The organism is Rhodoferax sp., from assembly GCF_028689295.1.
Lineage (GTDB): Bacteria > Pseudomonadota > Gammaproteobacteria > Burkholderiales > Burkholderiaceae_C > Rhodoferax.
This window is the reverse complement of sequence record NZ_JAQTWL010000015.1, coordinates 38,053-53,639: the sequence shown is the minus strand read 5'-3', so window position 1 is coordinate 53,639 and position 15,587 is coordinate 38,053. Positions and strand designations below refer to the sequence as shown.

Annotated in this window: 8 protein-coding genes; 7 read left to right on the top strand and 1 reads right to left on the bottom strand. The window is 60.6% G+C overall.

The genetic code is table 11. The features are described 5' to 3' along the window. Nucleotides 1–11 precede the first annotated feature (11 nt). Complete coding sequence (locus PHF15_RS12755) at nucleotides 12–3,809, bottom strand: methyltransferase domain-containing protein (protein ID WP_300121599.1); 3,798 nt, start codon at nucleotides 3,807–3,809, stop codon at nucleotides 12–14. A 55-nt stretch (nucleotides 3,810–3,864) separates the two neighbouring features. Here PHF15_RS12755 and PHF15_RS12750 point away from each other — a divergent pair, with 55 nt between their 5' ends. Genes PHF15_RS12750 through PHF15_RS12720 form a run of 7 tightly spaced genes read left to right on the top strand, consistent with a single transcriptional unit; the run spans nucleotide 3,865 to nucleotide 15,545 of the window. Beyond that, a complete protein-coding gene (locus PHF15_RS12750) occupies nucleotides 3,865–5,730 on the top strand; it encodes a glycosyltransferase (RefSeq protein WP_300121598.1) in 1,866 nt (621 codons plus the stop codon). Next, nucleotides 5,727–6,812: a glycosyltransferase family 2 protein gene (locus PHF15_RS12745; protein ID WP_300121596.1), complete on the top strand. Its 1,086-nt coding sequence runs from the start codon at nucleotides 5,727–5,729 to the stop codon at nucleotides 6,810–6,812. Before PHF15_RS12750 ends, PHF15_RS12745 begins: the two co-directional genes overlap by 4 nt. A 33-nt stretch (nucleotides 6,813–6,845) precedes the next feature. After that, complete coding sequence (locus PHF15_RS12740) at nucleotides 6,846–7,700, top strand: ABC transporter permease (RefSeq protein WP_300121594.1); 855 nt, start codon at nucleotides 6,846–6,848, stop codon at nucleotides 7,698–7,700. Continuing rightward, nucleotides 7,690–9,057, top strand: a complete 1,368-nt coding sequence (locus PHF15_RS12735; protein WP_300121592.1) for an ABC transporter ATP-binding protein — start codon at nucleotides 7,690–7,692, stop codon at nucleotides 9,055–9,057. The genes PHF15_RS12740 and PHF15_RS12735 overlap by 11 nt, the downstream gene beginning before the upstream one ends. Beyond that, entirely contained in the window at nucleotides 9,050–12,475 is a 3,426-nt protein-coding gene (locus PHF15_RS12730; RefSeq protein WP_300121590.1) for a glycosyltransferase, read from the top strand. Before PHF15_RS12735 ends, PHF15_RS12730 begins: the two co-directional genes overlap by 8 nt. A 4-nt stretch (nucleotides 12,476–12,479) precedes the next feature. After that, nucleotides 12,480–14,393 carry a glycosyltransferase family 2 protein gene (locus PHF15_RS12725; protein WP_300121588.1) on the top strand — a complete coding sequence of 638 codons (1,914 nt, stop codon included), beginning with the start codon at nucleotides 12,480–12,482 and terminating at the stop codon, nucleotides 14,391–14,393. Between the two features lie 3 nt (nucleotides 14,394–14,396). After that, a complete protein-coding gene (locus tag PHF15_RS12720; RefSeq protein WP_300121586.1) occupies nucleotides 14,397–15,545 on the top strand; it encodes an acyltransferase in 1,149 nt (382 codons plus the stop codon). Nucleotides 15,546–15,587 lie beyond the last annotated feature (42 nt).

Sequence of the window (15,587 nt, the reverse complement as noted above, 5' to 3'; positions counted from 1 at the left end):
CGAGGAGGTCTTTATTTGCCAAGCCAGGTTTTGATCCGCCTTTGCTGATGCATTGGAATGAGTCTTGCCAGAAACGAGAGCGCTGGATGAATGCGCAAACGCATCAGCGCGCGCAAGGAGGACGTCTTGAGTACCGTGGAGGGGCCGCTACCGTTACTTGGGTACTGCAGGTAATTGAAGATATTCCGTTGGATTCGGCCCATTTCCTGCGCATCGGGTGTCAGGGGCCTTGGTAAGGATTGCAGGTAACTGCTGCGATAAGTAAACGATGTCCCCTCGATGGCATCGTGGCCCAACTCAGGAATAGGTCCTGGTCCGACCGCCCGGCAAAAGTGCTGTTGCCTGATCTGGCTAAAGAATTCGAGCCACTGGTTGGCGCTCAGTTGCCAGTCGCACAGCCAGGTCCAGTCGCGGTTTTGCAGGCGTTCTGCAAATGCGCCGATGTTGGGGGCGACGACAGGCAGACCGCTCTCCAGGCTGGCGCTGAGTGTGTAGCTGTAAGTCTCTGGCCATACGGCGGGAAACCACACGACGTCGGGTCGCAACCATTGCAACAACAGGGGCAAGTCTTTTTCTTCGTAGCCGCCGTGCACGGTGAGTCTGGCTTTGGACTGGGTGTGCAGGCTGCGGTAGGCGAAGCCGAGCAGGTGAAATTCGACCAAGGCGTTTTCCCGCGCGGCCAGCAAAGCCACCTCTTCCAATATGTCCGCCCCCTTGATCTTGCTGAGTGCGCCGAGAACAACAATTTTCAAAGGCTCATTGCTGTTCAGTTGACGCGGCTTGGGTAGCGGGTACACCACTGGTTTTTCCGCGAGCGTGGCATGGGGTACCACCTGAATGCGGGCAGTTGGCACAAAGCATTGCAGCCGCTGTGCAGCATCGGCGCTTGGGGCAATGACGTAGCGTGCCTGGCTGAGCAGCTGCGCGTGGCGAGCACGCCAGCTCTCGATACTTTCCCCATCGGGGGCGGGGTTGCGCTTGAGGCACGGTCGGCATTGTTGAAGGCCAAGCTCTCCGCAGTAGCGGTCGGTATGGTCGGTCAGGGAAATCTGCGGGCAGTAGCTGTAGTAGTCGTGCGCGGTGAAGTCGTGGGTGATGCCGAGTTGGATTGGCAATTCAGTGATGTCGGGCGCATAACCCAACAGATGATGGTAGTGGATGTGGCCCACCTGGAGCTGGCGCAGGGTCTGTCGCAAATCGCCCCCTTGGCGAGGCAAAGCAAAATGCAAGGCAAAACCCTCTTGCGGGCCTTCGATCCGCAGTTTTACCCCTTCAGGGGCAGGTGTGAGGCTCAGGAACGTGGCTTGGGCGCCGAAATGTTGCGCCAGTTCCTGGATGTGACGCAGCGTGCCGCCTTCACGGTTGTGGATGACGTTAAGTATGACCGGACGCTCACAGGCAATGATGCGGGCAATGTCAATCAGCAGTCTTGCCGGGCGCGTCGGGTCGCTTTGCACGTAGGTGTGCACGTCGCTCTCGTAGCGGGGATGCAGTCGGCCCAAGGTCTCCATGGCCTGAAGTTCACGGGTACTCTTGGATTGACCAAAACTGATACCCCCGGCATGGCGCACAAACGTGTCGAGGGTATGCAAATGGACCCAGCCGGTTTTGTGCGCGCGCACGCAAAAGTCGTTTTCTTCGCCGTAACCCTTGCCAAAATTTTCCACATCGAAAAGACCGGTTTCACGCAAGCACTGACGCCGGATGTACATGCAAAACCCCACGGTGGTGGGCACTTCGACAGTCTGGCCGGCAAGGTATTGGGCAAACAAACGGTCCAGGCTGGCGGTGTCCTGACCGCCGGGCATTTCGCTGGCCTGGCAAAAGCGGGGGTAGCTGCAGATGGTGGCGTTGTTGGAAAACGGGGAAACACTGGCCACGCGCTGGCGGCTGTAAGCGGCGCGCTGAATGCGGTCCAGCCAGTCGTTGGCGACTTCGGTGTCGCTGTTGAGCAGCATCACGTCGTTGTCATCGCTCAGTGCCATGCCGCGGTTGACGCTGGCGACAAAGCCAAGATTTTCAGGATTTTCCAGCAGCACAATTCGCAAGTCGCGCCGGGCAAACACGCGCAGCCATTCGGCCACTTCGGGTTCAGGGCTGCAGTCATTGATGACGATCAATCGCCAGCTGGTGTGGCATGGCGCAGCAAGCACCGATTCCAGGCAGCAGCGGGTGTCTTCCAGTCCGCGGTAAATCGGCACGATGATGTCAACCGGGTGCTCTGGTCGGGGTTGCGGCTGCGTAATAACGTGGGTTTGTCGCATTAAATTTTGGTGCAAAGTTCGCCCCATCAGGCCATCGAGTCGCATTTTGATTTGGACCAGAGGTCGCGTGGCGCGAAACAGGGTGGATTGTTCAATGCCATGCAAGTGCACGCTAAGCTGTGTCAACTGTTCCTGGAGGAAGCTGCGCTCACTTTGGCTCGATCGCAGCTCGCCGATCAGCTGCTGCTTTTCGTTTCTCACTTCTTGAAGGACCAGTCCGAGGCTGTCAATCCGGGATTTTTGATGCCTGAGCTCATCAAGGTCTTTCTGCAGGTAGGCCATAAACTGTTGCTGACTGGTTTGCAAGGTGTTGATGGTTGCGCTGGCCTGCAAATAATCGGCCGACATGGGCCAGCCGGCGCAGACCTCCAACTGGGCACCGTTTTGGCCAATTTGCTGGAGCACCGCGTCGTCAAGAGGAAGCTCCAGCCAGGGGTCGTCTCCGTGCAGCAATAACAGTGCCCCAGCCGACGTTTCCCATGGTGATGAGATCAAAATTTGTTGCTGATGCGCATTGGCCAGCACTGCCAGGGCGTCTTGCCCGGCTTGCCATTGCCACAAGCTCTGGCCGTCGGGCAAACTGAGCTTTAGATGGTGCAGCCGGAAAAAGCCGGGACGGTCTGCCGGGTCAAAACGGACATGGGTATAGGGCTCGGGAGCGGCTGGTATCTCATAGAGCAAAGTTTGCCGAGGGTCACCAATGCGCCCGGGCGCAACGAGTTTGGTGCACTCGTTGAAATGCCCCTGGGTTGCCAAATAGATTTCAGCGGAATAAAGGGCGCTGGCAGGCTCTGAGGCCGCGCTTTCGGCGTGCCCGCCTGCTGATGACCCGACCAGGGTTGGCATGGCCAGGTCGGCGGGCTGTAAAACAGAAATAAATTGGTAGGTCAGCGCGTCAGGTGTGGCCAGCAAGTGACGCGCCACAGCGGGCGGCAGGCTGTCAAAAGCCACCTTGAACTCCGATGCCAGAAGGCTGCGCTGAGTGATGTTGACGGACAGCGTGCCCCAGCCATTCTCGTCAAAGAACCGTTGCAGGGACCTGCGGGTGAAAAAGCGCAGATGGGTATTGTCGAGCAGCCCCTCCGGCCGGTAACGAAAATCGCCCAGGATGAGTTCTGCGATCAGCCCGCAATAACCCGCGTTGGGCACTGACGTGATCAGCCGCCCACCGGGCTTGAGCAGCGCCTGACATTGCGCCAGTACATTGGCAGGCGCCTTGAGGTGCTCCAGCACATCGGCACAGACAATGCAGTCGTATCGCTGATCGCCAAAAAGGGCGGTCAAATTATCGTGGTCCAGGTCGGCCACCAGGGCTTTGCGATACCAGGTGCTGGCGATTTCCGCCTCAGCCGGGTTCAGGGTGACACCATCGGCCACGATTGCATGGCGTTGACTCAGGTATTGCCCCAAACCGCCGGTTCCCATACCCAGATCGAGCAGGGTCTGACCCGGCTCAATCAGACTGGCGATGATGGACAAGGAATCCTGGCTGTCACCGCTGACGGCGCGTTGGTAAATGTGAGGCGAAGAATCGAGTTGCGGCATGGTGCCGGATTATCCCCTGTGCCGGGCAGGCCGGAAACTCAGTTAGCATTGAACGATGGCGCTGCGCATCCTCCATATCGGCAAATTCTTTCCTCCCTACCGGGGTGGCATGGAGTCGTTTCTGGCAGATTTGGTACTTACCCAGCGAGAGCAGGGTATCGACAGCCATGCCTTGGTGCACGGCGACCCCTTGCCGCAAGATCCGACCTGGTTATGCCGCGTGCCGGTGCAACTCAATCTGATCTACACGCCCATCGCGCTCGGTTTTCGGGCGGCGCTCAAGCACGCCATACGCCGCCTCAAGCCCCAGGTGCTGCACTTGCACATGCCCAATGTGTCGGCCTTTTGGGCCTTGACCCTGATGGGCGCGCACAAAATACCGTGGGTGGTGCACTGGCACTCAGACGTGGTGGTCTCCAGCGAACACCTGGCTTTGCGATTGGCCTACACGCTCTACCGGCCATTCGAGCAAGCCGTGTTGGAGCGTGCTGAGCGCATCATTGTCACGTCGCTACCCTACCTGTATGCCAGCGAGCCCTTGCAGCACTGGCAACACAAATGCGTGGTGGTGCCACTGGGTATCCGGCCTGAATTGCCTGCGCCTGACGATGCTGCATTGCCCTGGCAGTCTGGCCGGCTCAGGCTGCTGTCTCTGGGACGACTGGCCCATTACAAGGGGTTCGACACCCTCATCCGGGCCGTCAGCGGCGTTCCCGGCCTGCAGTTGGTGATTGCCGGGCAAGGTGAAAACATGGCGAGTTTGCAGGACATGGTCCAGGCGGGCACGCCGTCGGGTGGCCAACCCAATGTGCAACTCATCGGCGAGGTCAGCGAGGCCCGCAAACACCAGCTGCTGGCCAGTTGCGACGCGTTCTGCCTGGCCTCCTGCGAGCGCACCGAGGCCTTTGGCGTGGTGCTGCTCGAAGCCATGGCGCATGCCAAGCCCTGCATTGTGAGCGACCTGCCTGGCTCCGGCATGTCCTGGCTGGTGTCCTCCAGCGGCGCCGGGTTGTGCCACCTGCCGGTGGGTGACGTCAAGGCATGGCGGCAGGCTTTGCAAGCGCTGGCTGACCAGCCCGGGCAATTGGCCCGCTGGGGCGCCGACGGCCAGCGCGCCTTGCACGAGCGGTTTTCCATGACGGGCTGCTCAAACGCACTGGCCACTGAATACTTTGTGTCGCAAAACGAATCCCGCCCGGAAACCAGCCAGGACGCCATTTTGGTCGTCATACCCGCGCGCGACGAGGCCGCCACCATTGGCGCGGTGGTCAGCAGTTTGCTGCAAACCGGCTGGAAGCACGTGCTGGTGGTTGACGACCACAGCGGCGACGGCACGGGCGCCCTGGCCAGACAGGCTGGCGCCAGCGTGACGCGCCCTTTATTGCCCCTGGGCGCCTGGGGCGGCATGCAGATGGGCATACGCTACGCCCACGCCCATGGCTACCGGGCGGTCATCACGATGGACGCCGACGGACAACACGAGGTGGCCGAAATACCGGTCCTGGTGGCGGGGGCAGAGCAGGCCGATGTGGTCATCGGTGCACACACCGAGCGCGCCAGCCGGCTGCGACGCCTGGCCTGGCGCTGGTTTCGGCTGCTGGGTGGCATTCACCTGCACGACCTCACCTCGGGTTTTCGCTACTACAACCGCAGGGCCATTGCCACACTGGCAGCCAGCGAAGCCACCTTGCTCGACTATCAGGACATCGGCGTCATCATCATCCTGCAAAAAGCCGGCTTGCGCATCACCGAAGTGCCAGTCAACATGAGCTTGCGTCAGGTGGGCCGCTCCCGCATTTTTGACTCCTGGTTCAGCGTGGCGCGCTACATGCTCACCACTACCCTGATCTGCCTGGCGCACTGGCCAATGGCACCCAAACCGGCTTGCCCACCTTGCAGTCCAGGTGAAAAACCTGCATGACCAGCCCGCCGGAACTTGCTTGCGATCTGTCGGCAGCCCGGCCGGCAACAGGGTCCCACGATGTGGGCTATACCGTCATCAACTACAACACGGCCAGCCAAACGCTGAGATGCGTCGCGTCGTTGACCCGGTGCGCCGAGCCCCCGGCATGGATTTTGGTGCTCGACAACGCCTCCTCGGCAACCGACTTTGAAATCCTGGCGCATGGGCTGCAGCAAGCCGATCACAGCCACATCCAACTTTTTCGCAGCAGCCGCAATCTGGGTTTTGCCGCGGGCAGCAATTTTCTGATCGACCGCTTGCTTGCCACCCCCGGCTGCCATTACATCGGCCTGCTGAACAACGATGCCGTGGCGCAACCCGAATTGGTCCATCTGCTGCGGGATGCCCTGGCGTCCACCGGGAACCAGATCGGCATGTCAGGCGGCCGCATGCACCAGCTCGACAAGCCGGACGAAGTGGACACCCTGGGCATTTCCCTTTATGCCAGCCTGATGCCGGCCGACCGCAAAGACACGCAAGACCCCTACCTCGGACCCACCGGCGGCTGCTGCCTGATGACGCGCGCCTTTTTGCAAGACATCAGGGCCACCACCGGCTACTATTTTGACGAACGGTTTTTCTGCTATTGCGAAGACACCGACCTGGTGATTCGCGCCAATCTGCTGGGCTACCAACCTGCTTACGTTGACCAACTGGTGGCGCTGCACGAAGGCCAGGCCAGCAGCCGCGCAAGGCACAACACCTTCATCGCTTACCACGGTCTGCGCAACGCCATATGGATGCACTGGAAATATATGCCCACCTCGCTCCTGATCGGCCACGCCTTCTGGTTGCTGTTGTCGCACCTGTTGACCGTCGCAAGACACAGCCTGTCCGGGCGGCCAGGCGTCGTGTTGGCGCTGTACCGGGACGCCTTCAAACAACTGCCTGCCATGCGCCAGGAGCGTGCCCGGTTTCAGCTGGCAGCGCGGGTGCCGCCAGTCATTCTTGGCCGTGCCATCAGCAAGCGGTTTTACCGTAAAGGCTATGCCCGGGTTGTGCTTGCTGAATGGAGAAAACGCTGGCGTGATATCCGATAATCCAACGAGTGCTCCCGGCGCTGAACTTTTGGCATGACCCATTCCCCCACCACGATCAACCCCCACGCCGCCCAACCCACATCGCTGGTGGCGCTGGGCAAGAGCCTTTGGCGCAGCCGCCAGCTCATCGTGCAAATGACCAGGCGCGATGTGGTCGGGCGCTATAAGGGCTCGGCCATGGGGCTGGCCTGGTCGTTCTTTAACCCGGTGTTCATGCTGGTGGTTTACACCTTCGTTTTCTCGGTGATCTTCAAATCGCGCTGGAGCGGCGCTGGCGCTGACGACAGCAAGACCCAGTTTGCCGTGCTGCTGTTTGTCGGCATGATCGTCATGAGCCTGTTCAGCGACGTGCTCAACCGCGCCCCCGGCCTGATTCTGTCCAACGTCAACTACGTCAAAAAAGTCGTTTTTCCATTGGAAATATTGCCCGTCGTTGCCGCCGCCGCGGCGCTGTTTCACAGCCTGATCAGCCTGGGCGTGCTGCTGGCCGCTTTTTTGCTTTTTAACGGCTTCCTGCACTGGACCCTGGTGTTGACGCCTTTGGTGCTGCTGCCACTGTTCATCCTCACCACCGGCCTGGCCTGGATGCTGGCATCGCTGGGGGTGTTTCTGCGCGATGTGGGGCAGGTGGTTGTCATTGTGACCACCGTGCTGATGTTTCTGTCCCCGGTGTTTTACCCCATGACCGCCGTGCCCGAGCGGTTCCGGCCCTTCATCATGGCCAATCCGCTGACCTTCATCATCGAACAGGCGCGTGAGGTGTTGATCTGGGGGCATTTGCCAAACTGGCTGGGTTTGGGCGTTTACACCCTGGTCGCGACGGCCATCGCCTGGGCTGGTTACGCCTGGTTTCAAAAGACCAGAAAAGGGTTTGCAGATGTCCTCTAGCGATATTGCCATCCGCGTCCACAACTTGAGCAAGCGTTTCGAGATTTACGGTGCACCACGCGACCGGCTCAAGCAATTTGTGTTGCCGCCGCTGCAACGCCTCGCCGGTCGCCGAGCGGGACACTATTTCAGCGAGTTCTGGGCATTACAGGACGTGTCTTTTGAAGTTAAAAAAGGTGAGGCGATCGGCATCATCGGGCGCAATGGCAGCGGCAAATCAACCTTGCTGCAAATGATTTGCGGCACCCTGACACCGACCAGTGGCAGCATACAAACCACAGGCCGCGTGGCCGCGCTGCTGGAGCTGGGATCGGGGTTCAACCCCGAGTTCACCGGCCGCGAAAACGTCTATATGAATGCGTCGGTGCTGGGTTTGAGCAGCGACGAAATCAATGCCCGCTTTGCCGACATTGCGGCTTTTGCCGACATTGGCCAGTTCATTGAGCAGCCCGTCAAAACTTACTCCAGCGGCATGTACGTTCGCCTGGCCTTTGCCGTGATCGCGCATGTGGACGCCGACATCCTGGTCGTCGATGAAGCGCTGTCGGTGGGAGACGCCGTGTTTACCCAAAAATGCATGCGCTTCATCCGGCGCTTTCAGGAAAATGGCTCGCTGATTTTTGTCAGCCATGACACTGCGGCGGTGCAAAACCTCTGCCAGTCAGGTCTCTGGCTCAAGCATGGCCGGGTGGCGCAAACTGGCAGCGCCAAGGGCGTCTCGCAAGCGTATTTGCAGTACACACTGCAGGAAATCTACGGCGACGAGTCAAGCCTGAGCCCGTTGACACCGAAGACCCTGGGTGACGAAGCAGGCGACGGGTCAAGTGCCCCTGATGCCGAAGCGGCACCGCTACTCGACTATGGCTCGGTGGCCACGGTACGCGACAACAGCGGCGCGGCCAAAGGCTGGAAATCTGGCCAGGCCGACATTGTTTTTGTGAGCTTCAAGCCGGTTTCACCCGGGTCTGACAATGTTTTTTCAGGCGGTGAGCGTGTTCGCGTGACGGTTCGCGCCAAGGCCAACGAGGCGCTGCAAAACCCGATTCTCGGTTTTCTCGTTCGTGATCGCCTGGGGCAGGATTTGTTCGGCGAAAACACGCTTCCATTTTCCAGTCAGCAACCCACGCCGATCGGCGCGGGCGAGCAATTCGAGGCCATTTTTGAATTCCGCTTGCCCATGCTGCCCAATGGCGACTATGCGGTGATGGTCTCGGTTGCGGATGGCGACCTTTACAACAATGTGCAGCACCACTACATGCACGATGCCTTGATCATCCATGTTTCATCCGAAAAGATCCGCTGGGGACTCGTCGGCATACCGTTTGAGCGTGTCGAGTTGAAGGTCGTCCATGCGTAACCAGTCACTGACCGAGCTTTATGCCGGGCACACGGGCAAGGTCTCCGACAAGTGGTCTCTGTACCTGAGCGAATACGACCGTTTGCTTGATGCTTACCGCGACCAACCAGTGCGACTGCTCGAGATCGGCATCCAGAACGGTGGCTCGCTGGAGATATGGTCCAAATACTTCAGCCACGCGGTCACCCTGATCGGGTGCGACATCAACCCCGATTGCGCGCGCCTGAGCTACGACGATCCGCGCATCCATGTTGTCATTGGCGACGCCAATGCGCATGACGTCCATGCGCGGGTGTTGCAGCACGCGCCAGAATTCGACATCGTGATCGACGACGGTTCCCATCGGTCGAGCGACATCGTCAAATCATTCGCGCGCTACTTCCCCGCGCTGGTGGAGGGTGGCGTGTTCATCGCCGAAGACCTGCACTGCAGCTACTGGGGCGAGTTCGAGGGCGGTTTGTTCGATCCCTATTCCTCCATCACCTTCTTCAAGCGGCTGGCGGACGTCATCAACCATGAGCATTGGGGTGTGGACCGCGCCGCCAGCTCTGTCCTGCAGGGCATTTTTGCCAAATACGGCTGTGCCATGGAGGCGCAGGTGCTGTCGCAGGTGCACTCGGTCGAGTTCATCAATTCCATATGTGTGGTCCGAAAGGCGAGTCCCGCCGCCAATGGGCTTGGCCACCGAGTCGTCACCGGTTCGCAGGAACTGGTGGTTTCGGGGCACAGACACTACCATGACAGTCCCTATGCCGAGCATCCCGTCATTAACCAGACCGGCAACCCCTGGACCGCACGGACCTTGCCCCCAGACGAGGACAACGCCGATACCCGACTGGCGCTTGCTGATGCCCAGCTCGAGATCGCCCGTCTCAAGCAATCTCTGGCCGAATATGCGGCACAGGCATCGGCGCTGCGCAACTCGTTGAGCTGGCGCATCACGAGCCCGTTGCGCCATGTCCTGGAGCGAATGACATTTTTGCTGCGCGCAGTGCAATGGCTTGTGCCACTCATGCTGCGTGGCGGCAGCTTCAGCAACGCCTTTCGCATGGGCTGGACCCTCTACCAGGCCCGAGGCACGCAAGGGGTCAACCCGGTTTATCTGAAGCCGGTCAGCCACCAGGCAGAAGAACTTTTGGTGCCACGCGTCCTCATCATTGCCGAGTTGTCCTTGCCCCAGTGCAAGAAATACCGTGTCCAGCAAAAGTGCGACATGTTCAAGTTGCTTGGGGTCGATTGCACGGTCTGCAACTGGCATGACACGCAGGCGTGTCTGGATGCATTGCAAACACATTCCCTGGCCATTTTCTACCGGGTGCCCTCCTTCCCCGGCGTGGAGAGTCTGATCGATGAGGCGCGGCGACTGCGTATCACGACCCTGTGGGAGGTCGATGATTTCATTTTTGACCGCGCGGAGCTGGCCAAGAGCAAGACCCTGGCCCGGCTTGACAGGCATACCTTCGACGAGTTGCTGGACGGCGCAGAGCGGTACCGCAAGGCCATGCTGCGGTGCGGCGCGGGCATTGCCTCCACGCGCGTGCTGGCGCAGGCCATGAAGACCGCCGGTATGGCCCAGGTGCGGGTGATTGAAAACGCGCTGGATCAGCAGACGCTGGCTCTTGCGGCAATAGTTCGGTCCGAACATGCCGGTCCGGCCGGGGGCATTGTCCGCATCGTCTATGGCTCCGGCACCAACACGCACGACCTTGATTTTGAGGAAGCAGCGCCAGCCATCGTCAAAATTTTGGCCGCTTTTCCGCAGGTGCGATTCCGCCTCGCTGGCACGCTGAATTTGCCCGCCAGCTTCACGCCTTTTGAAAGCCGGATCGAACGCTTGCCGCTGTGTGACTATGAAACTTACCTGGCCAACCTGGCGGAGTGCGACATCAGCATCGCACCGCTTGAAAATGCCCTTTTCAATGATGCCAAGAGCAACATCAAGTTTCTTGAGGCCGCCATCCTCAAGCTGCCCTCGGTGTGTTCGCCACGCGCCGCTTTTGTCCAAGTCATGGTGCATGGCGTCAATGGTTTCCTGTGCGAGACCGATGCTGAATGGGAGGCTGCACTGGCCCTGCTCGTGACCGACAGCGCCAAACGGGCCCAGGTTGGTGAGGCTGCCTATCTGGATGCCATGCGTCTCTATGCGCCGCAAAGTGTCGCCCGGCAACAGGTTCTGCCCCTGCTGGCGCAGCACCAGCGCAAGCCCGGCACGCTTCGGGTGCTCAGCGTCAATTGCCTGTACCAACCGCGCTCCTTTGGCGGCGCAACCGTCGTGGCCGAGGAGCTGAACAAGCGCATCAATGCCTATGATGGTTATGAGGTGCATGTCTTTACCGCCTTGCCGCCTGCCACGGGGGCTGCCTACTCCTGCCGTCGCTACGAAGCGGACGGAATCAACGTCTTCGGGGTGGTTTTGCCGGAGCCGCTCGATGCCAGAGAGCAGTTTGAAAATCCCCATTGCCTCAGCGCCTTTGCCAGTGTGCTGGCTGTGCTGCAGCCCGACGTGGTTCACTTTCACAGCATTCAGGGTCTTGGTGTCGGCCTGCTCGATGTTTGCGCGCAAAAGGGCATCGAGTACGTTGTCACCTTGCACGATGCCTGGTGGTTGTGCGGCCGGCAATTCATGATCAACAGGCAGGGCCGGTCTTGCGGCCAGGAAACCATCGACCTCGGTGTCTGCGCCACCTGTGTTGACAGCCACCACTTGAATTTGTACCGGAGCAAGCGCCTGCACGACGCGTTGCACAAGGCTGCTGCGCTGCTGGCGCCGAGCCGTTATTTTGCAGATTTTTACCGGGCCAACGGCTTTGCCAAGGTGCAGGTCAACAAGAACGGCATCGTCAAGCCGGGCACGGCCATGCGTTTGCGCCACACCGGGCATCTCAGGTTTGGCTATGTCGGAGGCAACACGCCCATCAAGGGTTTCCATCTGGTCAGGCAAGTGTTCTCTGAACTGGCTGGTGCCAAAGCCAGCCTGGTGCTGGTGGACAATACCCTGAACCTGGGCTTTTCATCCTTTGGCCCGCAGGAATTGGCTGGCTTGGCGAACGTGGAGGTGGTGCCTGCCTATACGCAGCGCACGATCGACGCGTTTTTTGCCGGCATCGATGTGTTGCTGTTTCCTACACAAGGGAAGGAGAGTTTCGGTTTGACCGTGCGCGAGGCGCTGGCCCGCAACGTCTGGGTGATCGCCACCGATGCCGGCGGCGTGGCCGAAGACATCGTGCCCGGGCGCAACGGCTACCTTGTGCCGTTCCTGGACACGGGCGAAGGCCTCAGGCAGGCGGTGCTCGACACGCTAACCCATTACGAGGCCATTCGCCCTGGCGAACCCGTGGCGCTGGGGGCCACGGCCATCACCCTGTTCGAAGACCAGGCGGCAGAACTGGCCGCCATCCTCAAACGTGTCAAGGCATAAGTTGATGCAGGCGTTGACAGCGCCATTACGCGTCTTCAGGCGCATGCGGCTGGCCATGGCGCGCCTCGGTGGGCTGTCCAATACAGTGGCTGCCACACTGCAAATCCTTCGGCAAGAGGGTTTGGCAGGTGCCTGGCACCGCATCCGGATCAACACCACACCGCCGCCCGCGGTGCCTGCGCCCGGCTCGGGAGAGTTTGACAGAAATGACTACGCCGAGTGGACCCTGCGTTACGACACCCTGACCGATGATGTGCGCGCCAACTTGCGCGCACGCGCCAGCAGCCTGGCCAGCCAGCCGCTGATTTCAGTGATCATGCCGGTGTACAACCCCAAGCCCAAGTGGTTGACCGAGGCGATTGAATCGGTGCGCCAGCAGATCTACCCGCACTGGGAGCTGTGCATCGCCGACGACGCCTCCACCGACCCGCGTGTCCGCACCCTGCTGCAGCGCTACACCCGCGAAGATGCGCGCATCAAGCTCATTGTTCGCGCGCAAAACGGGCACATTTGCGCCGCCTCCAACAGCGCCTTGCAGCTTGCCACAGGGGCGTGGATCGCGCTGCTGGACCACGACGACCTGCTGCGCGAGCACGCCCTGTTCTGGGTTGCCGATGCCATCAACCGGCACCCCGAGGCACGGCTGATCTATTCCGATGAGGACAAAATCGACCCATCGGGCCAGCGGTCTGACCCGTACTTCAAGTGCGACTGGAACGTCGATCTGTTCCATTCGCAAAACATGATCTCGCATCTGGGTGTCTATGACGCCCCGACCGTGCGCGCGGTCGGCGGCTTCAGGCCGGGGCTGGAAGGCTCGCAGGACTACGATCTTGCCCTGCGCTGCATCGAGCGCATGACACCCCGGCAAATTCATCACATCCCCAGGGTGCTGTACCACTGGCGTGCGCATGCCGACAGCACGGCGTTGTCGGGCAGCGCCAAACCCTATGCGGTGCTGGCCGGTGAAAGGGCGCTGAACGAGCACTTCGAGCGGCAGCACACCAGCGCCAGGGCCGAGTTTGCCGGTTGCGGCTACCGGGTGCGCTACGCACTGCCTGCAGCTTTGCCGCTGGTGAGCCTGATCATGCCAACCAAAAACGCGCTGGCACTGCTCCAGCCCTGTGTGGCCAGCCTCATCAGCAAGACCAGTTATGCCAATTACGAACTGTTGATCGTTGACAACGGATCCGACGACCCGGCAACGCTTGACTACCTCGATGCGCTCAAGGCCGAGCCGCGGGTGCGCGTGCTGCGCGACAACTGTCCTTTCAACTATTCGGCGTTGAACAACGCCGCCGTGTCGCTTGCCCGGGGCGAACTGGTGGCTTTGCTCAACAACGACCTCGAAGTGATCTCGCCCGACTGGCTGTCCGAGATGGTCGGCCTGGCCCTGCAAGCCGGCGTTGGCGCCGTGGGCGCCAGGCTTTGGTACCCTGACAACACGCTCCAGCATGCCGGGGTGGTGCTGGGCCTGGACGGCGTGGCCGGGCACGCGCAAAAAAGGCTCGGGCGAAGCGCTTACGGCTATTTCTCGCGCGCCTGCCTGGCCCAGGGGTTTTCTGCCGTCACGGCGGCCTGCCTGGTGATCCGCAAGGCCATCTACCAGGAGGTGGGTGGCCTGAACGAGACGGACCTTGCTGTCGCCTTCAACGACGTTGATTTCTGCCTGCGCGTGCGCGAGGCGGGGTATCGCAATGTCTGGACACCCTTTGCCGAGCTGTACCACCATGAGTCTGCCAGCCGGGGTCATGAAGACACTCCTGAAAAGCAGGCGCGCTTCAACAGCGAAGTGCAGTACATGAAACAACGCTGGGGCGAGTTGCTGTTGACGGATCCGGCCTACAACCCCAACCTGACCCTGATCGGCACAGACTTCAGTCTGGCCTGGCCGCCCAGAGTCGCCTCGCTGGCCTGAGTCATGGCCACTGCCCTGAACAAACCCCAGTTGACCGAGCTGACCAGTGCGCGGTTCATTGCCGCCATGGCGGTCTTGCTGGGGCATTTTGCCGACCTGCTGGCCCTGCCGCCGCTGCTATCGCAATTCATCAGCGGTGGCATTGGCGTCAGCTTCTTTTTTGTCCTGTCGGGCTTCATCCTGTGCTACAGCTATTGGGACACCTTCAGTGGCGGCCTCGGCGCCGCAACATTTCGCCGCTACTGTGTGGCGCGCATTGCCCGCATTTATCCGCTTTATGTGCTGGCTTTGCTCTTGATCACCGGCCTGTATCTGGCCCTGGCGGCCTGGCGCGCGGAGCTTGTCACTTTCCCAGCCGATCCGCTCGTTTCATGGCTGGCCAACCTGCTGGCTGTTCAGACCTTTGCGCCCACGCTGGCCACCCAGCAATTCTGGAACGCACCCGGCTGGAGCATTTCGACCGAATTTGCCTTTTACCTGCTGCTGCCGCTGGTGCTTGCCGGCATTGCCAGATACATCCGCGACGGCACGGGCCTGGTGCTGCTGCTGTTGCTTGCCATCACCTTTGGCGCCCTGGCGCAAGCCCTCATGCTGATCCTGGCGCTCGGGTTCGGCTGGGACCAGGCCTACTGGGTTGACACGCTTGCCTCACGCCACATCGTCTGGCGCCTGCCGGAGTTCCTGACGGGTGTCATTGCCGCACGGCTCCTGTTTGGCCACCATCTTGGCTGGCTGAACCGCAGCCGCAACCGCAATGCGCTGCTGCTGGCGAGCCTGGCCACGGTTTGGCTCCTGAACCTGCTGCCCTGGCCGGCCGACCCGCGTGCGTTTGTGTTCATGCGGCAATTTCGCCTGGACATTGGCTATATGCTGCCATTTGCCGGGGTCATTGTTGCCTTGGCAGCGGGCCCAAGCTGTTTGTCGGCGCTGTTGCGGCGGCCCGTGTGCGTGCTGCTGGGCAATGCAAGCTACGCCCTGTACATATTTCACTGGATACCGTGGACGGCGCTGACGGCCCTGAAATCCGTCGGCATGGCGCCTCACCCGCTGGCGGTGGTGGCGGTCATTATGGTCACGATCCTTGCCTCCATCGGGGCCTACCTCTGGTTTGAGAACCCGGCCCGAAATGACCTGCGGCAACGCTTTGGCTAGCCCTGCGCCGCACAGCAGGCAAGGGCGCAAAAGCCAAGTAGT